The sequence below is a fragment of the Algibacter sp. genome, assembly GCF_049667265.1.
In the GTDB taxonomy this organism is placed as follows: Bacteria; Bacteroidota; Bacteroidia; order Flavobacteriales; family Flavobacteriaceae; genus Algibacter_B.
Genome location: NZ_JBATHX010000384.1, coordinates 1 through 20,838, shown reverse-complemented (window position 1 = coordinate 20,838; position 20,838 = coordinate 1). Strand labels below are relative to the sequence as shown.

The following is a 20,838-nucleotide window of genomic DNA, read 5'->3' as shown; positions in this document are numbered from 1 at the left end:
GAGTCTGGCTCAACTACATTAGTGCCTTGAGTAAAAATAGGTTTTTGAGTATAGCCTTCTATGGTATCAGTTAGTCCTCTGGCGTAAACAGTATTTTTGTTATAGTCTATTGTAATGCTACCAGCTTCAATTTTCATGTCGCCATAATCAATTTTAGCTTCGTTATATAAATATAGTTTTTGCTTTTTGTTGCTAAATTTAGTGTAATCTTTAGCATGATATTTAACTATATTTTCTAAAAGTTCCTTTTTAGGTTTTATAGAATCTTTTGAAATAGTATCTTGAATTTTTTCTGAAGTTTTTAGTACAGCAAGACCATCCAAACGAGTAACTAAACTATCGGGCTTAGTTTCCTTAATTGACTTTCCTTTATTTGGGATATCTTGAGAAAAGCTTAACGTGTTGATAAACACAGTAAAACTTAATGCAAAAAGTATTTTAAAGTTGTTTGTATGCAACGCTTTTAAATGTATTTTTGTAAAAGTATGGCTCGGTTTTTGAAAAGTCAAAATTACATATATTTTTTTGTGATTGTTTTAATAATCAATTAAAAATTTAAAATTAAAATAAACCTCATTTTTTGGTCGTTTAAATCGTTATACAAATGATCATAATTGAATCAAAAGTGATTCCTTGCATGGTATGTTATGGGTAATCGGTTAAAAAAAATAGTATTCACCAAATGAAAACGAACAACATATTAATTTTCGTATCTTTTATAATAGTATTAACATTTCCCTCTATTGTTGATGCCCAAAATAATTCTAAAAAGTTTGTAGTTGTTTTGGATGCAGGTCATGGTGGAAAAGACCCAGGTAATTTGGGTAATGGTTATAGAGAAAAAGATATTGCTTTAAAAACGGTATTGGCAGTAGGAAACGAATTAGAAAAAAACCCAAATATTAAAGTGGTTTATACCCGTAAAACGGATGTGTTTATAGATTTATTTATAAGAGGTAAAATTGCCAATAAGGAAAAAGCAGATTTGTTTGTTTCAATTCATTGTGATTCTCACACATCCCAAGCCTATGGTGCTGGAACTTTTGTTTTAGGCACACATAGAAATCAAACTAATTTTGAGGTTGCAAAAAAAGAAAACTCGGTTATTTTTATGGAGGAAGATTATGAGAAAAACTATGCGGGATTCGATCCAAATTCTCCAGAATCAGTAATGAGTATCCTATTGAGTCAAGAGGAATACTTAGACCAGAGCATCCAATTAGCAGGTTTAATTCAAAAAAACTTTACAAGTAAATTAAGCAGGAAAGATAGAAAGGTAAAACAAGCAGGTTTTATAGTACTTCATCAAACGGTTATGCCAAGTGTTTTAGTAGAATTGGGATTTTTAACTAATAATAAAGAGGGCGCCTATTTAAACTCTAAAAAAGGACAGCAACAAATGGCATTTGCTATTAAGGACGCTATTTTAAGCTACAAATCAAGTTTAGAAACAAACGTTTCAGATTATGCCTTAAATAAAAACACGGATGAGTCTGATAGTAATAGTTTCGATAATTTCACCTTTAAAGTACAAATTGCAGCGAGCTCAAAAGAATTGGCTACAAAGCCATATAATTTTAAGGGTTTAAGTACTATTTCAAGACTTAAGGAAGGTAGTTTGTATAAGTATTTCTATGGAAGCTCTCCTGATTACGATGCCGCTAAAACGCTTGAAAAGGAGGCTCGAAATAAAGGCTACAAATCAAGCTTTATTGTAGCATTTAAAGAGGGTAAAAAGGTTGCTTTAATCGATGCCTTAAAATCCACAACCAATTAGGAGGTTTACTTCTTAAATTTATATTAAATTTGTTTTTCTAAAGAAAACTAAAGAAAATCAGTTTGAAAATATCAAGAGAAGTAAAAACAGCGATACTTGTTTTATTAGGTATCATTTTATTGTATTATGGTTTTAATTACCTAAAAGGTAAAGACCTTTTTAATTCTTCAACAACATTTTATACAGAATACAACAATGTAGAAGGCTTGGTGCCATCAACGCCTGTTACCATTAACGGACTTAATGTTGGTAAGGTTACCAGCATTGATTTTAAAGGTGATGGTTCAGGAAAGCTTCTCATTACACTTTTAGTAGATAATAAATTTGAATTCTCAAAAAACAGTAAAGCCGAATTATACGAAACAGGCTTAATAGGCGGGAAAGCCATAGCTATTGTACCTGCTTTTGACGGTGCGGAAATAGCTCAAAAAAACCAAGTACTTCAGGGAACGAGAAAACCAGGATTAACCGATTTGGTAAATCAGAGATTAACACCATTGCAAGAAAAAATTGAAGTAATGATGGTGGGAGCAGACTCACTTCTTGTTAACTTAAATGATGTTTTTGATGAGAAAACAAAGCAAAACCTAAGGCGCAGTATTGCGGGTTTAACAACAACTATTGATTCCTTTAAAGAAACTTCAAATGCTTTAAACCAATTAATGCAAAATAATGACGCTAAAATTGATGCTGTTTTAACAAATGCAGAAAAGGTGTCTGGCGATTTAACAAAAATAACCGCTTCATTGGCTGAATCTGATTTAGGTACAACAGTTAAAAATTTAGAAGCTACATTAGGTAACTTCGATAAAATTTTAACTAATTTAGAACAAGGTGAAGGCTCGATGGGCAAGCTCCTAAAGGATGACGCCCTTTATGATAATTTAGAAGCTGCATCAAAGGAAATGGAAGCTTTAATTAAAGATATTAAATTGCATCCAGCGCGTTATAGACGTATTTTATCGAAAAAAGAAATTCCTTATGAAGAACCAGAATCTAACTAATATTTATGGACTATTTACCTAACATAATATTCGCTATCATACTTTTTTTAGGCATTGGCTATTTTGCTAAAAACGTAAAAAAGCTAATCCGGAATATAAAACTTGGTCAAGACACTAAGGTTAGCGATAATAAATCACAACGTTGGAGAAACATGGCTATGATTGCTTTAGGACAAAGTAAAATGGTACGTAGGCCAATTTCTGGATTTTTACACGTAGTTGTATATGTAGGTTTCATAATTATTAATATAGAAGTTTTAGAAATCATTATTGATGGTTTATTGGGTACCCACAGAATTGGTTTAAAAGTTTTACCACAATCCGTTTATGGTTTTTTAATTGGCACTTTTGAGGTGTTAGCATGTTTAGTTTTTGTGGCGGTAATTATATTCTGGATTCGTAGAAACATTTTAAAGTTAGCACGTTTCTGGAAAAGTGAAATGACAAGCTGGCCAAAAAACGATGGTAACTTTATTCTTTATTTCGAAATGGTATTAATGACGCTTTTTTTAGTCATGAATGCTACCGATGTTGATTTTCAAGCCATGAATTCAGGAAACGTAATCAGTCAATATATCGCACCATGGTTTTCTGGGTTATCAGAAAGTACGCTACATTTTATAGAGCGTGGCGCTTGGTGGTTGCATATTGTGGGGATATTGATATTCCTTAATTACCTATACTTCTCGAAGCATTTACACATATTACTGGCATTTCCGAATACCTTTTATGGAAATTTAAAACCAAAAGGGCAGTTCAATAACCTCGAAGCAGTTACTAAAGAAGTGAAAATGATGATGGATCCAAATGCCGATCCATTTGCCGCACCAGCAGAAGGTTCAGAAGATGAAGTTCCTGCTAAATTTGGTGCCAGCGATGTTCAAGATTTAAATTGGGTGCAATTATTAAATGCCTATACATGTACCGAATGCGGCCGTTGCACTAGCGAGTGCCCTGCAAATCAAACCGGTAAAAAATTGTCGCCAAGAAAAATAATGATGGATACCCGCGACCGTTTAGAGGAAGTTGGTAAAAACATAGATGCCAATAAAGGCACTTTTAAAGACGACGGAAAACAACTTTTAGGTGATTATATCACCAATGAAGAACTTTGGGCGTGTACATCATGCAACGCCTGCGTAGAGGCTTGTCCGGTAAGTATCGATCCGCTTTCAATTATTTTAGAAATGCGACGCTATTTAGTAATGGAACAATCGGCCGCACCTGTAGAATTAAACAACATGATGACCAATATTGAAAATAACGGTGCACCATGGCCATACAATCAAATGGACAGGCTAAACTGGAAAAACGAATAATTAAATAATTTGGGCGTTACCCGAAAAGGGTCGGGCTTTCGGCAGTCGCTCTCTTCGAGGAGCTCCAACAATGCCTCAATCCCTAACGCAAACATAGAACACAAAACGATGAGCGAATTACTAAAAGTACCAACAATGGCCGAATATATGGCTCAAGGAAAACAACCCGAAGTTTTATTTTGGGTAGGTTGTGCTGGAAGTTTTGACGATAGAGCAAAAAAAATAACAAAAGCCTTTGTTAAACTTCTAAACAAAGCCAATGTAGAATTTGCCGTTTTAGGAACAGAAGAAAGTTGTACTGGCGATCCAGCAAAACGTGCAGGCAACGAATTTCTATTTCAAATGCAAGCCGTTACAAACATCGAAGTTTTAAACGCTTACGAGGTTAAAAAAATAGTTACTGCATGTCCGCATTGTTTCAATACTATCAAAAATGAGTATCCAGAATTAGGCGGAAACTACGAGGTGATGCATCACACGCAATTCTTAAAAACATTACTTGACGAAGGACGATTAACTATTGAAGGCGGGAAATACAAAGGAAAACGCATCACATTTCACGATCCTTGTTATTTAGGCCGCGCCAATAATGTTTACGAGGCACCTAGAGAGTTAATTCAGAAATTAGAAGCTGAGTTAATAGAAATGAAAAACTGCAAACGTAATGGTTTATGTTGCGGAGCTGGAGGTGCGCAAATGTTTAAGGATGCCGAAAAAGGAGATAAAGAAGTTAACATTGAACGTACAGAACAAGCGCTTGATGTTAAACCAGAAATTATAGCTGCAGGATGTCCGTTTTGTAATACCATGATGACGGATGGTATAAAGGCTAAAGAAAAAGAATCTGATGTAGAAGTTATGGACATTGCAGAGCTAATTGCAAATGCCCAAGACTTATAAATTCAACAAAAAAAAATCGTTAATCGTAATTCATAAATAGTTTTAATGCAAGTAGATTTTAATACATTACCAGAAGAATCAAAAGTTTGGATTTACCAAGCCAATCGTTCGTTTTCAGAAAAAGAACTAGAAGAAATTCAATCTAAACTTGAAATTTTTATAGAAAACTGGGCTGCTCATGGAAGCGACTTACAAGCAGGTTATACTATTAAATATAAGCGATTTATTGTATTAGGATTAAATCAAAACCTAAATAAGGCAACAGGCTGTTCTATTGATGCTTCGGTTCATTTTATTCAACAATTAGAAAAAGAATATAATGTTGATTTAATGGATAAAATGAACGTATCCTACAAACAAGGCGATTTTGTGGCGTACAAATCACTTACAGATTTTAGAAAAATGGCAAAGGATAAAGCCGTTTCTAAAAACACTATTGTTTTCAATAATTTAGTAAATACTATTGCTGAGTTTAATGAAAATTGGGAAGTGCCTGCAAGCGAAAGTTGGCATGGGCGTTTTGTAAAGTAGATTTAAAATAAAAACATCTTAAAATATATTGCTAAGCAAACACGTTATAACTAAAGTGTTTGCTTTTTTTGTAATATATGTTACAAAATTTAAATTTCAAAAATTTATTTTTAAACATAATTTTTAATTAATGAAAAAGTATATTTTTCTTGGTCTTATATTTTCAGCCCTAAGTTTTCATGGTTTTTCTCAAAATTGGGTAACAAATTTTAGTGAAGCCAAACAACTAGCTTCTGATAAAAACCAGAATATTATTTTGGTTTTCCAAGGGTCTGATTGGTGTGCACCATGTATAAAGCTTGATAAAGAAATATGGAGCACAGAAGCGTTTATTAAGCTTTCTAAAAACCATTTTATAATGCTCAAAGCTGATTTTCCAAGAAAAAAAGCAAATAAATTATCGAAAGAGTTAACAGAGCAAAATGGCAAACTTGCTGAAGCCTATAATCCTCAAGGCTACTTTCCTTTAGTAGTTGTGCTAGATAAAAACGGAAAAGTTTTGGGTAAAACGGGATACGAAAAAACCACTCCAAATGATTATTTTACAAAATTAATAGCTTTTGAACATTAAGTCACTTATTTGTTTTTTGATTATTGTTTTTACAACCAATACGTTTTCTCAAGAGGTATATCAAAGAACTTTGAAATTAATGGGAAGTAGGTTTGATATTTCTGTTGTTTCAAATTCAAAGGAAAAAGGAGATGAGTTTATTGATTTTGCAGTTCAAGAAATTACTAGAATAGAAAAACTAATTTCATCTTGGGATCCTAACTCACAAACATCCTTAATCAATAAAAATGCAGGAATCAAGCCTGTGGTCGTAGATGAAGAACTGTTTAATCTCATAGAAAGAGCCATAAAAATTTCACAACTAACCTCTGGCGCATTTGATATAAGTTATGCCTCCATGGATAAGGTTTGGAAATTTGATGGAACTATGACCGAAATGCCTTCTGAAGCATCAATAAAAAATTCGATTTCAAAAGTTGGATATAAGAACATCATTCTAGATAAAAATAATTTTTCTGTGTTTTTAAAGTTAAAGGGAATGAAGATTGGATTTGGTGCCATTGGTAAAGGTTATGCAGCGGATAAGGCAAAAAGCTTACTTCAAGAAAAAGATGTAGAATCTGGTATAATTAACGCATCTGGCGATTTAAATGCCTGGGGAAAACAACCTGATGGAAAGGATTGGATGGTTGCCATTGTAAATCCTTTAAATAAAGAAAAGGTATTTTCTTGGTTACCAATTCATAATAGTGCTGTAGTAACATCAGGAAATTATGAAAAGTATGTTGAATTAAATGGCATATTATATTCTCATATTATCGACCCTAGAACTGGATACCCAAGTACAGGAATTTTAAGCGTTTCAATATTTACAACTAGTGCGGAATTTGCTGATGCACTTGCAACATCTGTTTTTGTTATGGGTGTTGATGTTGGTTTAGATTTTATAAATCAATTAAAAGGCGTAGAGTGTGTGATTGTTGATAAGAACAATAAATTGCACACATCTAAAAATATAAAATTAAATAAAACTAATTAAAATGAAAAAGGTTGTTTTTGTGTTGTTGGTCACCCTAATGTTTTCTTCCTGTGTGGTTGTAAAAGAATATGAAAAAGTGAACATTAATGACCCAGACATGGTTTTAGCAAAAAAGAATTCAGACAGATTTATTACAAACTTTCACGTGTATAGAGAAGCTGCATCTGGTGCTAACGGCGGGAAATCTGGTGGTGGTTGTGGCTGTAACTAAATTCATTTTATGAACTTATTATTTTAAAAATTTATGAGACATAGTTTAATAACTTTTTTGTTTTTTTTAGTTGTTGCTTCTTCATTTTCGCAACAAGAGGACACAATTACATATAAAAAGCGGATTTTAGAAACTACAGAGGTAGATTTTTTAACAAGTTATTATACCCAAGACGGTAATAACGCCTCGGTAACAGGTGGCATAGGTGATGAGCATTTAACGGATTTTACCCCTACAATTGTTATAAGTATGCCTTTAAACGATGATGATGTTTTAACTATTGATGCTGGAATTTCAACCTATACATCAGCATCATCAAGTAATTTAGACCCTTTTGATAGTAGCTCTGGAGCATCTTCTGGAGGAGATGACGACGATGACGACGATGATGACGATGATAATCAAGCTTCAGGTAATCCAACGGGTAGCCCTTGGGTGGCCTCATCTGGTGCTTCACGTCAAGATACTTGGGGAAGTGTCAATATTGCTTATTCTCATAGTGCTGATGATAGAAACCAAATATGGTCTGCAAATGCATCGTTCGCCACAGAGTATGATTATACATCAATTGGTTTTGGAGGAAAGTTTGTAAAATTGTTTAATGAGAAAAATACCGAATTTTCTATTAGTAGTAATATTTATTTAGACTCATGGAGCCCTAAGTATCCAACGGAACTAGATTCTTATTTAGAGGCTGGTAATAATATAAATAATGGCTTTTTTAACGGGATAGATATTCTAAATCAAAATGGAGATGCCATTGATAAATCGGGTAATAATGGTGCTATTTGGTCTCCAAAATCGGCATCTGGTTTAATTGATAATAAAAGCAGGAATTCTTATTCTGTGTCATTTAGTTTTTCTCAAATATTAAATAAAAAAACACAGTTTTCATTATTTTTTGATGTTATTCAACAACAAGGTTGGCTTGCAAACCCCATGCAGCGTGTTTATTTTGGCGATGTAGATAATTTCTATATTGGTAATGCATCAAGTATTTCTAGTTATACATCATCATCAAATAAGGACGTTTTTCAATTAGCTGATGATATTGAGCGCTTACCAAATACTCGGTTTAAAATTCCAATAGGCATGCGTCTTAATTATTACATAAATGAAATGTTTGTATTTCGAACCTATTACAGATATTATTATGATAATTGGGGAGTACGTTCGCATACCGCAGATTTAGAAGTGCCAATAAAAATATCTGATAAATTTACACTATATCCTTCATACAGGTTTTATAATCAAACCGCTGCAGATTATTTCGCTCCTTATGAACAGAACCTTTCTACAAGCGAGTTTTATACTTCAGATTATGATTTATCTAAATTCAATGTTAATCAATATGGCTTTGGGGTAAGTTATACCGATATTTTTGCCAAATGGCATATTTGGAAGCTTGGTTTAAAGAGCGTAGATTTAAAATATAATAACTATAATCGAAATACAGGCTTAAGCGCTAATATAATTTCTGCTGGGTTTAAATTTGTTATGGATTAAAATTGTTACAAACTTCTTTATAAATCTATCTTAAAGTCTTTTTATCTTCTTCTTAAAAGTATTAATTTGGCATGATTATTAGTCTTTAAATATAAAACTGATAATTCCCCTTAATAAATCTTTTATGCGTCAAATCTATATCACCGTAATTACCCTATTTATAGTATTATCAACAGGTGCTCAAACTAATAAGAATCCACTATTAACTGCAGACTCTAAAGCTCAGGAAAAATGGGTGGACAGTTTATATTCATCCATGACTTTGGCTGAAAAAGTTGGTCAATTATACATGGTTCAAGTGATGTCTAATCAGAATCAAGCTGAAAAAAGTAAAGTTATTAAAACTATTCAAGAGCATCATATTGGTGGTATCATCTATTCAAATGGCGGTCCTAACAGGCAAGCAAGATTAAATAATGAGTTACAATCTTTATCAAAAATCCCAATGCTTATTGGGATGGATGCGGAATGGGGACTAAGCATGCGATTAGATTCTACTTACGCTTTTCCTTGGAACATGACACTTGGTGCTATTAAAGACAATAAGTTAGTAGAACAAGCCGGACGTCAAATTGGCGAACATTGTAAACGATTAGGTGTTCATTTTAATTTTGCGCCAGTAGTTGATATTAATACTAATCCTCTCAACCCAATTATTGGAAACCGATCTTTTGGAGAAGATAGAGATAATGTAACCGAAAAGGCTTCTGCGTTTATGAAAGGGATGCAAGATGCAGGTGTGTTGGCTAATGCAAAACATTTCCCAGGACATGGAGATACCGATCAAGATTCTCATAAAACCTTGCCAACTATCAGTTTTAACGAAAAACGGATTGATTCCATAGAACTTTATCCATATAAAAAATTAATTACAGAAGGGTTATCTAGTGTAATGGTAGCCCATTTAAACGTGCCTAGTTTAGAGGCTCGCGAAGGGTATCCCTCGTCATTATCAAAGCATATTGTTACAGATATTTTAAAAACCCGGTTAGGTTTTAAAGGTCTCATTTTTACCGATGCATTAACCATGAAAGGGGCTGCCGATTTTAGCGAAACAGGTGCTATTGATTTAGCGGCTTTCCAAGCAGGTAATGATGTAATGCTTATGTCTGAAGATGTTGGGATTGGTGTTTCAAAAATCATAGATGCTTATAACAATGGCGAAATTTCTGAAACACGTTTAGAACATTCAGTTAAAAAAATTCTTCAAGCAAAATATAAAGTTGGTCTGAATCAATATAAACCAATAGGACTTTATAATTTATCAAAGGATTTAAATAGGTTAAAAGATGATATTCTGTATGAAGAATTATTAGAAAACGCTATAACTATTGTAAAAAACGATAATGATTTATTACCACTAAGACGCTTAGAAACTAAAAGTATAGCCTATGTGAATTTTGGTGACGATTCAGGTTCAGCATTTTTAGATGAATTAAAAAAGTTTGCAAAAGTGCATGCTGTTGCTTCTGATAATTTGTACTCTTTAATTGGAAATTTAAAACCATACAATACCGTAATTATTGGTTTTCATCGTTCTAACGATGATCCTTGGGAGGATTATAAATTTAGTAATAAAGAATTGGTATGGTTGCATGAAATTGCCCAAAACCATATGGTTGTTATTGACGCCTTTGTAAAACCTTATGCACTTTCCGATTTAAAAACTTTAGAGAATATTGAAAGTATTGTAGTGAGCTATCAAAATAGTGACATTGCACAACGAAAATCGGCACAACTTATTTTTGGAGCTATACCTTCAAAAGGAAATTTACCAGTTTCTATAGGTAACTATTTTAAGGAAGGTTCTGGGATTTATAATAATGAAATTAAACGTTTAGGTTACTCCATTCCTGAACGTGTTGGAATGAGTTCAGAAAAGTTGAAAAAATTAGATTCTGTAGCACAACATGCAGTCGATTTAAAAATGACCCCGGGAATTCAGTTATTGGTGGCAAGAAAAGGAAAAGTAATCTATAACAAGAATTTTGGAAAACACACTTACGATGGAAAGGAAGTAGTAGCGAGTGATGATATTTATGATGTTGCGTCCCTAACAAAAATTTTGGCGACATTACCATTATTGATGGAATTAGTAGAGCAAGGTATTGTTTCTTTAGACACCAAGTTATCTACAATTTTACCAGAATATAAAAACTCTAATAAGGCAAATATTACTTTAAAAAGCATGTTGTCACATTATGCGCGATTAAGACCATGGGAACCGTTTTATTATCACACTTTAGATTCTGTAACCAAACGCCCTAGCAGAAAATATTATAGGCATGAAAAAAGCAATCAATTTAGCGTTGAAGTAACTAACAACCTATTCTTAAGAACTGATTATCAAGATTCTATTCCGGAAATAATAAAAAATTCAGAGTTGTTAGAAACTAGGAGATATCGATATAGTGATTTTCCATATTACATTTTAAAGAAATTTATTGAACAACATTACGACAGAACACTTGATGAGATAGTACAATCGCATTTTTATGAAACTTTAGGAGCAAATTATACCTTGTATAATCCTTATTATAAAATTAGCAGTAAAAAAATTGTTCCAACAGAAATGGATGATTATTACAGATACCAAAAAGTACACGGATATGTGCATGATATGGGTGCAGCCATGCAAAACGGTGTAGGAGGTCATGCAGGAGTATTTAGTAATGCCAATGATGTTGCCAAAATAATGCAATTGTACTTGCAGAAAGGGTTTTATGGTGGAAAACGTTATTTGAAACCAGAAACAATTGACAAGTTTAATACCTGTTATTATTGTGATGATAATAATAGAAGAGGTATTGGATTTGATAAACCACAATTAGGAGAATCAGGGCCAACTTGTGGTTGTATATCTATGACAAGTTTTGGGCATTCTGGGTTTACAGGAACATATACCTGGGCAGATCCTGAAAAGGAAATTGTATATGTTTTTTTAGCAAATAGAACTTATCCGCAGGCAGGAAAAAACTTGTTATTAAGAGAAAACATAAGAACAGAAATACAACGCTTAATTTACGAAGCGATAGAAGATTAAAGGTACTTAAATCTTAAGACACTTATAATTTAAATTATGAAAATAGGGATTGTTTGTTATCCAACATTTGGAGGTAGTGGCGTTGTAGCTACAGAATTAGGTTTAGAACTATCTAAACGTGGTCATGAAATACATTTTATAACTTATAACCAGCCAGTTAGGTTGGAATTGATAAGTAACAATGTGCATTACCATGAGGTTACGGTACCTGAATATCCATTATTTCATTACCAACCGTATGAGTTAGCATTATCAAGTAAATTGGTTGATATGGTAAAACTTCATGGCATAGAAATATTACATGTTCATTACGCTATCCCACATGCTTATGCCGCTTACATGGCAAAAAAAATGTTACAGGAAGAAGGTATTTATGTACCTATTGTAACCACTTTACACGGAACAGATATTACACTTGTTGGTAGTCATCCATTCTACAAACCTGCAGTAACTTTTAGTATTAATAAATCGGATGCCGTAACAACGGTTTCACAAAGTTTAAAAGATGATACTTTGCGATTATTTGATATTAAAAATGATATTACTGTAGTTCCAAACTTTATAGATTTAGAAAAATACAATCATGAATTTACAGATTGTCAACGTGCTATGATGGCAAATGATGATGAAAAAATTATAACCCACATTAGTAATTTGAGACCCGTAAAACGTGTGCAAGATGTTATTAGTATTTTCTATAACATCCAGAAGGAAATGCCGGCAAAGCTCATGTTTATAGGTGAAGGTCCTGAAAAGGAAAAAGTAGAATTGCGATGTCGAGAATTAGGTATTTTAGATAAGGTGGTCTTCTTCGGAAGAAGTAATGAAATAGATAAAATACTGTGCTTTAGTGATTTGTTTTTATTGCCTTCTCAAACCGAAAGTTTTGGTTTAGCTGCACTAGAAGCTATGGCTTCAGGAGTTCCAGTAATTTCAAGTAATACGGGTGGTTTACCTGAAGTTAATATTCATGGTTCCTCTGGATTTTTAAGTAATGTTGGTGATATTGAGGATATGACTAAAAATGCTTTATTTATTCTAAACGATAAAAACCTTAAAACTTTTAAAGCTAACGCGCGCAAGGAAGCCTTGAAATTTGATTTACATGCTATTGTGCCAAAATACGAAGCTATTTATGAAGATACTTTAGCTAATTGTTTGGTACTGTAAATAAAAAAAAGCACCAAATAGGTGCTTTTTTTTATGTGATATTTAAAATACACTAAAATTGATAACGAATCCCTAAGGCAATATCAAAGTCTAAATCATTGTTGTTATAAAGATCATCACCAAAACCAATTTCTGGTCTAAAATCTAACGATAATAATAATGGGATGTCAAAACCGTATTCAATACCAATATCACCGGCGGCAAAAATAAACGTATCGGTGATATCTTTTTGTCCAGGAACATTCACACTAAACGATCCTAAACCACCACCAACACCAGCATACCAGTTGAAGCCACCATCTAAATTCCAAACCCATTGGTATAATCCAGCAAGTTTAAAACCATCGTAGTTACTGCCGTCCCTCCAGCCTAAATCTACTTCTAAACGGTTATTGTCTCCTAAAGCACGTTGATAAGATATTTCGGCTCCAAAACCATCACTATCTCCTAAACGTAATCCAATCGCGTTTTCTGAAATATCCTGTGCATTTGAGGTGAATGCGAAACCTAATACAGCTAATGATAATAAAAATAATTTCTTCATAAATAATTGTTTTTAGTTTGATACTCTATTTTCGGTCATTTCTAGTAAAAAGACCATTATAAATATTCTATTTAACTTTACAAAAATAACGCCATTTTTGTATTTATATTTATCCATATAACAGATTTTGTTAACCAATGTCCTTAAAAGCTTTAAAATCAGAACTATCAGGCGAATTGTATTATGACGATTTAATTAAATCCATATATGCCACAGATGCTTCTGTATACAGAAAACTGCCATTAGCGGTTGCCTATCCTAAAAATAATGAAGATTTAAAGCAATTAATCAAGTATGCAAAAGCCAATAACACATCTTTAATTCCTAGAACGGCTGGTACCTCATTAGCAGGACAATGTGTCGGAGATGGTATTGTAGTTGATGTTTCCAAGCACTTTACAAACATTGTTGAGGTAGATGAAAAGGCGCAAACAGTTACCGTACAACCTGGTGTTGTGCGCGATGCCCTAAATAATTACTTAAAACCGTTTGGGTTGTTTTTTGGTCCGAATACATCCACTTCAAATCGATGTATGATTGGTGGTATGGTTGGTAATAACTCTTCTGGTACGACATCCATAAAATATGGTGTTACGCGAGATAAGGTTTTAGAAATGCATACCATTTTAAGTGATGGTAGTGAAGTGGTTTTTGGCGAATTAACTTCAGAAGCATTTCAACAAAAAATAAAACTAAACACCTTTGAAGGGGAGATTTACAAAACAGTTTTTAATGAATTAGAATCTGAACCTGTTCAAAAACAGATTATTGAAAACTTTCCCAAGCCAGAAATTCACAGACGTAATACTGGTTATGCCATAGATGAGTTGATAAAATCTGAAGTATTTTCAAGTGTTTCTGAAAAGTTTAATATGTGTAAACTACTTTCGGGTAGTGAAGGCACATTGGCGTTTACAACTCAAATTACTTTAAAGTTAGATAAATTACCACCACAGGAAGCGATAATGTTAGCCGTTCATTTTGATAGTATCGAAAACTGTATGAAAGCGGTAGAACCTGTTATGAAACATGATGTGTACACTTGTGAAATGATGGATAAAACCATTTTAGATTGTACAAAACATAATAAAACCCAACAGGAAAACAGGCAATTTATAGTTGGCGAGCCCAAAGCTATTTTAATGTGCGAAGTTAAAGCCGAAACTTTTGATGCAGTAAACCTATTAGCTCAAAACCTTGAAAAAACTATTGAAGCGTCTGGATTAAGTTATGCTTATCCAAAACTTTTTGGTAATGATATTGATAAAGCTGTCGAATTGCGAAGCGCAGGTTTAGGGCTTTTAGGAAACATTATTGGCGATAAAAAAGGCGTTGCTTGTATTGAAGATACCGCAGTAGCGCTGCCAGATTTAGCAAATTATATTTCTGAGTTTACACAGCTTATGAAAGGGTATAAGCAAGACGCCATTTATTATGCACATGCCGGTGCAGGCGAGATTCATTTGAGGCCAATTTTAAATATAAAGAAAGGCGATGATGTCGCTTTATTCAGAACAATAACCACAGACGTAGCTCATTTAGTAAAGAAGTACAAAGGCTCTATGAGTGGTGAACATGGCGATGGCATTGTGCGCTCTGAGTTTATATCATTAATGATTGGCGAGGCTAATTACAAAATTTTAAAGCGCATTAAAACGGTTTTTGATAAGGACAATATTTTCAATCCAGGTAAAATAGTAGATGCATTACCAATGGATAAAGCGCTACGATATAAACCAAATAGGGAAGAACCTGAAATAGAAACCCTTTTAGATTTTTCAAAATCACAAGGAATTTTACGAGAGGCTGAAAAATGTAATGGGTCTGGTGATTGCAGAAAGCTCCCAGAATTTGGTGGAACTATGTGCCCAAGTTATCGAGCCACTAGAAACGAAAAGGATACAACTCGAGCCAGAGCAAATGCTTTGCGCGAATTTTTAACAAACTCAGAGAAATCAAATAAGTTTAATCATAAAGAGTTAAAAGACGTTTTCGATTTATGTTTAAGTTGTAAAGCTTGTGCAAGTGAATGCCCAAGTAGTGTAGATGTTGCAAGTTTTAAAGCAGAATTTCAATACCAATATCAGAAAGCAAATGGTGTTCCTTTACGAACTAAATTGTTCGCTTATAATAATAAATTGAATCAATTAGGAAGTAAATTTCCACAGCTTACAAATTTTGTATTTTCAAATGGATTAACGGCTTCGATACTTAAAAAATCATTTGGAATTGCTAAAGAAAGGAACTTGCCTTTAATTTCAAATAAAAGTTTAAGTAAAGTGTTTCAATCAATTAAAAACAAGAAAGTTAGTTATAAATTTGTAAAAAGCGTTTATTTGTTTAATGATGAGTTTACAAATCATTTAGACACGTCTATTGGTATGGATGCAATTAAGCTTTTAACAGCTTTAAATTACGATGTCAAATTGATTAAACATGCCGAATCTGGAAGAACATTTATATCAAAAGGATTATTAGCACAAGCCAAAAATGTGGCAAATAAAAACGTTGCAATTTTTAAAGATAAAATTTCAAACGAAACACCCCTTATAGGCATTGAACCTTCAGCAATTTTAACCTTCAAAGATGAATATTTAAAACTAGCAGACGACAAAACTTCTGCGGAAGCGATTGCAAAACACACCTTTTTAATTGAAGAATTTATTCAGATAGAAATTGCATTAGGAAACATAAAACCAGAACAATTCACCTTAGAACATAAAACTATCAAGTTTCACGGGCATTGCCATCAAAAGGCTATGAGTAACCAATTATCGAGTTTTGCGGTATTAAATTTACCAACAAATTATAAAGTAACTATTATTCCTAGTGGCTGTTGTGGTATGGCAGGCAGTTTTGGCTACGAAAAAGAACATTACGAGGTTAGTATGCAAGTAGGAGAACAAACTTTATTTCCGGCAGTTAGAAAAGCAGCAAGCGAAACATTAATATCAGCAAATGGTACGAGCTGCAGACATCAAATAAAAGATGGTACACAACGCGAAGCAAAACACCCTGTTACAATTTTAAAAGAAGCGCTAGTTTAACAATCGACGTTATAGTTTGTAGTGGTTCGAGAGTTTAAGCATTTTTACTTTGCGTCCTAGCGCCTTTGTGCGAAAAACATATAAGATTGAGTCTCAGTCTTTATTCTTTTTAGATTTTTTTTTCTTGTTTTGCCCTACAACAGTAATCGCAGCAATCAAATCTTTCATCTCTAAATCTTCATCTTCCCCATTTTCAACAATTGCAAAAGGAGCGAGTTTATCTTGATTGAAATTATAGATTTTCCAACGTTTAAACTGGTATTCTAAGGCTGTAAAGTTTTCCACCCAATCCCCAGAATTTAAATACATCGTTTTACCATGTTTATTTTCAAAATATTCCATTTTTGGCTGGTGTATATGTCCGCAAACCACATAATCATAGTTGTTTTCAATAGCCAATTCAGAAATTACTTTTTCAAAGTCATTTATATATTTTACAGCACCTTTAACACCGTTTTTTACTTTTTTAGAAAGCGAATAACGCTCCTTACCACGTTTTTCTAAATACCAATTTACGCCGCGGTTAAGTAAGGTTAAAAAATCGTACCCATAACCACCAAGTTTTGCTAACCATTTTGCATTCTGTACAGAAATATCGAAAACATCACCATGAAAAAACCAGGCTTTTTTTCCATTCAATTCTAAAACTGCTTTATCTACAATAGAAATATTACCAATCGTGGTATCGCTAAATTTTCTAAGCATTTCATCATGGTTTCCCGTTATATAAATAACTTCCACACCGTTTGATGCCATGGTCATTATTTTTTTAATCACTTTTAAGTGTGATTTAGGGAAGTAGCGTTTGCTAAACTGCCAAATATCTATAATATCACCGTTAAGCACGAGTTTGTTTGGCGCAATACTGTTTAAATAGGTTAATAAATGGTTAGCATGACAACCGTAAGTTCCTAAATGAACATCGGATATAACAGCAACTTCTATTTCCCTTTTTATTTTCAATTTAGATATTTTTATGACACAACAAATAACATGTTTTAATGTTATGTAGTCATTATGCTATAATTAACTATATATCAGGTGATTGTTAAATAATTGTAACGCACGTGGCTACAGAAATTATTTAAGCTAAATACGATTTCATTTTCGTATTTATAAGAATAGATTTAACTTAGCCAAAAATTGAAATTATGGCTGGTAATTCCTTCGGAAAACTATTTAATTTAACAACTTATGGAGAATCTCACGGACCTGCTTTGGGTGGCGTCATAGATGGTTGCCCCTCTGGAATTGAATTGGATTTAGACGAGATTCAAAACGAATTAAACCGTAGAAAACCAGGGCAGTCTGCCATTGTTACACAACGTAAAGAACCAGATACCGTAAAGTTTCATTCCGGTATTTTTGAAGGCGTAACCACAGGAACCTCTATTGGTTTTGTAATTGAAAATACCAATCAAAAATCTCACGATTATTCACATATCAAGGATAGTTACCGACCAAGTCATGCCGATTATACCTATGATAAAAAATATGGTGTAAGAGATTATCGTGGTGGTGGACGAAGTTCTGCGCGCGAAACCGCATGTCGTGTAGTTGCTGGTGCTATTGCAAAACAAATGCTAAAAGGTATCGAGATTACGGCTTACGTTTCTGGCGTGGGTACCATGAAATTAGATACACCTTATAACGAAATAGACCTCACAAAAGTAGAATCAAATATTGTACGTTGCCCAGACCAAGATATGGCGGCAAAAATGGAAACCTATATTAAAGAAGTGCGCGGAAAAGGCGACACCGTTGGTGGTATTGTAAGTTGCATAATTAAAAATGTGCCCATTGGTTTAGGCGAGCCAGTTTTCGATAAATTGCATGCCGAATTAGGAAAAGCCATGCTTTCCATTAACGCTGTAAAAGGTTTTGAGTACGGTAGCGGATTCCACGGAAGCACCATGTATGGTAGCGATCATAACGATGCGTTTAATAACGATGGCAGTACAAAAACTAACTATTCTGGTGGTATTCAAGGCGGTATTAGCAACGGCATGGATATCTATTTCAATGTAGCATTCAAACCTGTTGCCACCTTAATCCAGAAATACGAAACCATCGATAAAGCTGGTAATACAGTAGAAATGCAAGGTAAAGGGCGCCACGACCCTTGTGTGGTGCCAAGAGCGGTGCCTATTGTAGAAGCTATGGCAGCATTGGTTTTAGCCGATTTTTATTTAATAAATAAGCTTTATAATTAGAAGCTGTTTCCCGCTTTCTGCTGTATCTTTTTTTCTTGCCTCAAAAAAGGATGCCGCTTCAATCGGGGCTAAAATATCCGCTGAGGTCAGGCTATTTATTTAATTAGGTTTCTGCCCGCTATGTTTCCATCGTTTATGAGTCCAAAAATAAAATTCAGGAGCTTCGTGAATTTGCTCTTCAACACGTTTTAAATAAAGATCTGTAATGTCAAAATCGGCATAATCTTTAGCATTTCTAATAATATCAGTAAATTCAGCTTCATAATACCCGCGTTTCACCTTTTTCACCTTTAAAAAAAGAGAAACCATATCTAATCGTTTAGTAAGTATTTCTGCCCCAACATGCACAGGAACATTTTTACCCATAAAATCTTGCCAGTAAATAGCTTTTTCTAGTTTTGGTGATTGGTCAAAAACAAAACCGTTTAAGGTTAATTCGTTGTCACTTTTCGCTTTTATAAGCGTAGGAAACGTTTCTCTAGTAGTAATTAAATAACTGTTATATTTTGCACGAATTCGTTTAACAAGAGTATCAAAATATTTGTTGCTAAGTTTTTTGTAAACCGCATAACCCTTATGCTTTATATGGGTTTGTAATATAAAAACCCATTCCCAACTAGCATAATGCCCCATAAATAAAACAATGCTTCTGTTTTCCTTTTCAAGTTTGATAATCTCTTCAACATTTGTAAAAACATAACGTTTTTGCATCTCGGCTTCCGAAATGGTAATAGACTTTATGGCTTCAAACATCATATCACCTAAATGGTGATAAAATCGCTTTCTAATCAGTAATAATTCTTGTTCTGATTTTTCAGGAAGTACTAACTTTAAATTCTCTAAAACTACTTTTTTTCTGTATCCAATAATGTAATAAAGTATCACGTAAAAACCATCGGATAGCATATACAATATTCTAAAAGGTAAAATCGATATTATCCATAAAAGCGGATAAACCAGAATATAAACTAGAAATTGCATGAATTAGTTTTAAATTTGTAGCGCAAATATATATTAATTTAGAATAAAGGTTTACACCATATGGGCAAATTAGATTTGGTAACTATAATTATAATAGCGGCAAACGTTATTATTTCATACAAAGGATTTAACGATTTTAGTTTTTTTGAAAAGTATAAGTTTAATGTGGGCGGCGTAAAACGCGGGGAACAAATACGATTGTTTAGTGCTGGTTTTTTGCATGCAGATACGCAACACCTGCTTTTTAATATGTTATCTCTATATTTTTTCGCTGATGTGGTAATTGCACTTTTAAGTCCTATTCAGTTTATTTTAATATATATTGGAAGCCTTTTAGTTGGTAATTTATTGTCGTTATATTTTCATAAAAATGAATATCATTATAGTGCAGTAGGGGCAAGTGGTGCGGTAAGTGGTATTATTTATTCAGCTATTTTATTGCAACCAGGAATGAATCTTTATATGTTTTTTATTCCCATTCCAATTCCAGCTTATTTATTTGGTATTGGTTACTTACTGTATTCTATTTATGGTATGAAAAACAGAATAGGAAACATTGGCCACGATGCCCATTTTGGTGGCGCTGTTGGTGGCTATTTAATTACTTTGATGCTGTCGCCATGGCTGTTTGAAACCAATTTACTCATGATTGGTCTGCTAGCAATTCCTATTATTATTTTGTTTGCTTTAAAGAAGCTGGGAAAGATTTAAATCTTAAATTTTATTTTTGAACTGGGAATTTTAAATATGGCATAGCTATTGAATTATTAGTTTAGTTGCATATGTCGAGCTTGTTTCAAGCCCTTATTATTCAACGATTTAATAAAATTGCTATAATTTTTAAAAAATGATCAATTGTCTTTTAATGACAAATTGACCTAAAAATATATATGAAGAAATCAAAATTTACAACGCTTGACAGTTTGTCATTACAGGAATTTGATGAAAACTCAGAATTAATTCCATTAATGACACCCGAGGATGAAGAAGCGATAAATAACGAAGAATTACCAGAAACATTACCCATTTTATCATTGCGAAA

Annotated in this window: 17 protein-coding genes and 1 pseudogene; 14 read left to right on the top strand and 4 right to left on the bottom strand. The window is 33.2% G+C overall.

The features are described from left to right. Positions 1-509: pseudogene (locus WBN21_RS13310) on the bottom strand (LPS-assembly protein LptD); the annotation flags it as partial. Positions 510-682: 173 nt separating this feature from the next. On the opposite strand from WBN21_RS13310, the gene WBN21_RS13305 reads away from it, so the two are divergent. The 11 genes from WBN21_RS13305 to bshA all read left to right on the top strand — a co-directional run bounded on the left by WBN21_RS13305 (position 683) and on the right by bshA (position 13,011). Continuing rightward, positions 683-1,777, top strand: a complete 1,095-nt coding sequence (locus WBN21_RS13305) for an N-acetylmuramoyl-L-alanine amidase (RefSeq protein ID WP_424201064.1) — start codon at positions 683-685, stop codon at positions 1,775-1,777. Positions 1,778-1,839: 62 nt separating this feature from the next. After that, on the top strand, positions 1,840-2,781 hold the full coding sequence (locus tag WBN21_RS13300) for an MlaD family protein (RefSeq protein ID WP_424201062.1): 942 nt from the start codon (positions 1,840-1,842) through the stop codon (positions 2,779-2,781). A 5-nt stretch (positions 2,782-2,786) separates the two neighbouring features. Further along, positions 2,787-4,100: a 4Fe-4S dicluster domain-containing protein gene (locus tag WBN21_RS13295; protein WP_424201060.1), complete on the top strand. Its 1,314-nt coding sequence runs from the start codon at positions 2,787-2,789 to the stop codon at positions 4,098-4,100. Positions 4,101-4,208: 108 nt separating this feature from the next. Continuing rightward, positions 4,209-5,000, top strand: coding sequence for a (Fe-S)-binding protein (locus WBN21_RS13290; protein WP_424201058.1), 792 nt, complete (start codon positions 4,209-4,211; stop codon positions 4,998-5,000). Positions 5,001-5,045: 45 nt separating this feature from the next. Further along, a complete protein-coding gene (locus WBN21_RS13285) occupies positions 5,046-5,531 on the top strand; it encodes an ABC transporter ATPase (RefSeq protein WP_424201056.1) in 486 nt (161 codons plus the stop codon). Positions 5,532-5,661: 130 nt separating this feature from the next. Further along, positions 5,662-6,102 carry a thioredoxin family protein gene (locus tag WBN21_RS13280; RefSeq protein WP_424201054.1) on the top strand — a complete coding sequence of 147 codons (441 nt, stop codon included), beginning with the start codon at positions 5,662-5,664 and terminating at the stop codon, positions 6,100-6,102. Beyond that, a complete protein-coding gene (locus tag WBN21_RS13275) occupies positions 6,098-7,081 on the top strand; it encodes an FAD:protein FMN transferase (RefSeq protein ID WP_424201066.1) in 984 nt (327 codons plus the stop codon). Before WBN21_RS13280 ends, WBN21_RS13275 begins: the two co-directional genes overlap by 5 nt. A 1-nt stretch (position 7,082) precedes the next feature. Continuing rightward, a complete protein-coding gene (locus WBN21_RS13270) occupies positions 7,083-7,292 on the top strand; it encodes a DUF4266 domain-containing protein (protein WP_424201052.1) in 210 nt (69 codons plus the stop codon). 33 nt (positions 7,293-7,325) lie between these two features. After that, a complete protein-coding gene (locus tag WBN21_RS13265; RefSeq protein WP_424201050.1) occupies positions 7,326-8,798 on the top strand; it encodes a DUF3570 domain-containing protein in 1,473 nt (490 codons plus the stop codon). A 124-nt stretch (positions 8,799-8,922) separates the two neighbouring features. Continuing rightward, the gene (locus WBN21_RS13260; RefSeq protein ID WP_424201048.1) at positions 8,923-11,841 is read left to right on the top strand and encodes a glycoside hydrolase family 3 N-terminal domain-containing protein; all 2,919 of its coding nucleotides are present in this window, start codon (positions 8,923-8,925) and stop codon (positions 11,839-11,841) included. Positions 11,842-11,877: 36 nt separating this feature from the next. Continuing rightward, on the top strand, positions 11,878-13,011 hold the full coding sequence (gene bshA, locus WBN21_RS13255) for an N-acetyl-alpha-D-glucosaminyl L-malate synthase BshA (protein ID WP_424201046.1): 1,134 nt from the start codon (positions 11,878-11,880) through the stop codon (positions 13,009-13,011). A 52-nt stretch (positions 13,012-13,063) separates the two neighbouring features. On the opposite strand, the gene WBN21_RS13250 is transcribed toward bshA, so the two are convergent. Continuing rightward, a complete protein-coding gene (locus WBN21_RS13250; protein ID WP_424201044.1) occupies positions 13,064-13,555 on the bottom strand; it encodes a hypothetical protein in 492 nt (163 codons plus the stop codon). Between the two features lie 137 nt (positions 13,556-13,692). Here WBN21_RS13250 and WBN21_RS13245 point away from each other — a divergent pair, with 137 nt between their 5' ends. Next, the gene (locus tag WBN21_RS13245) at positions 13,693-16,602 is read left to right on the top strand and encodes an FAD-binding and (Fe-S)-binding domain-containing protein (RefSeq protein WP_424201042.1); all 2,910 of its coding nucleotides are present in this window, start codon (positions 13,693-13,695) and stop codon (positions 16,600-16,602) included. A gap of 93 nt (positions 16,603-16,695) precedes the next feature. Here WBN21_RS13245 and WBN21_RS13240 read toward each other — a convergent pair whose 3' ends face one another. Continuing rightward, entirely contained in the window at positions 16,696-17,565 is an 870-nt protein-coding gene (locus WBN21_RS13240; protein WP_424201040.1) for a UDP-2,3-diacylglucosamine diphosphatase, read from the bottom strand. Positions 17,566-17,753: 188 nt separating this feature from the next. Between WBN21_RS13240 and aroC the strand changes: the two genes are divergently transcribed. Beyond that, entirely contained in the window at positions 17,754-18,815 is a 1,062-nt protein-coding gene (gene aroC / locus WBN21_RS13235; RefSeq protein ID WP_424201038.1) for a chorismate synthase, read from the top strand. 99 nt (positions 18,816-18,914) lie between these two features. Here aroC and WBN21_RS13230 read toward each other — a convergent pair whose 3' ends face one another. Further along, positions 18,915-19,796, bottom strand: coding sequence for a lysophospholipid acyltransferase family protein (locus WBN21_RS13230; protein ID WP_424201036.1), 882 nt, complete (start codon positions 19,794-19,796; stop codon positions 18,915-18,917). 60 nt (positions 19,797-19,856) lie between these two features. Here WBN21_RS13230 and WBN21_RS13225 point away from each other — a divergent pair, with 60 nt between their 5' ends. After that, the gene (locus WBN21_RS13225; protein WP_424201034.1) at positions 19,857-20,507 is read left to right on the top strand and encodes a rhomboid family intramembrane serine protease; all 651 of its coding nucleotides are present in this window, start codon (positions 19,857-19,859) and stop codon (positions 20,505-20,507) included. Positions 20,508-20,838 lie beyond the last annotated feature (331 nt).

Excerpts from the sequence above, each read along its gene's own strand:
- WBN21_RS13305 (WP_424201064.1), top strand. The coding sequence starts at position 683 with ATGAAAACGAACAACATATTAATTTTCGTATCTTTTATAATAGTATTA.
- WBN21_RS13295 (WP_424201060.1), top strand. The coding sequence starts at position 2,787 with ATGGACTATTTACCTAACATAATATTCGCTATCATACTTTTTTTAGGC.
- WBN21_RS13290 (WP_424201058.1), top strand. The coding sequence starts at position 4,209 with ATGAGCGAATTACTAAAAGTACCAACAATGGCCGAATATATGGCTCAA.
- WBN21_RS13285 (WP_424201056.1), top strand. The coding sequence starts at position 5,046 with ATGCAAGTAGATTTTAATACATTACCAGAAGAATCAAAAGTTTGGATT.
- WBN21_RS13280 (WP_424201054.1), top strand. The coding sequence starts at position 5,662 with ATGAAAAAGTATATTTTTCTTGGTCTTATATTTTCAGCCCTAAGTTTT.
- WBN21_RS13270 (WP_424201052.1), top strand. The coding sequence starts at position 7,083 with ATGAAAAAGGTTGTTTTTGTGTTGTTGGTCACCCTAATGTTTTCTTCC.
- WBN21_RS13265 (WP_424201050.1), top strand. The coding sequence starts at position 7,326 with ATGAGACATAGTTTAATAACTTTTTTGTTTTTTTTAGTTGTTGCTTCT.
- WBN21_RS13260 (WP_424201048.1), top strand. The coding sequence starts at position 8,923 with ATGCGTCAAATCTATATCACCGTAATTACCCTATTTATAGTATTATCA.
- bshA (WP_424201046.1), top strand. The coding sequence starts at position 11,878 with ATGAAAATAGGGATTGTTTGTTATCCAACATTTGGAGGTAGTGGCGTT.
- WBN21_RS13250 (WP_424201044.1), bottom strand. The coding sequence starts at position 13,555 with ATGAAGAAATTATTTTTATTATCATTAGCTGTATTAGGTTTCGCATTC.
- WBN21_RS13245 (WP_424201042.1), top strand. The coding sequence starts at position 13,693 with ATGTCCTTAAAAGCTTTAAAATCAGAACTATCAGGCGAATTGTATTAT.
- aroC (WP_424201038.1), top strand. The coding sequence starts at position 17,754 with ATGGCTGGTAATTCCTTCGGAAAACTATTTAATTTAACAACTTATGGA.
- WBN21_RS13230 (WP_424201036.1), bottom strand. The coding sequence starts at position 19,796 with ATGCAATTTCTAGTTTATATTCTGGTTTATCCGCTTTTATGGATAATA.
- WBN21_RS13225 (WP_424201034.1), top strand. The coding sequence starts at position 19,857 with ATGGGCAAATTAGATTTGGTAACTATAATTATAATAGCGGCAAACGTT.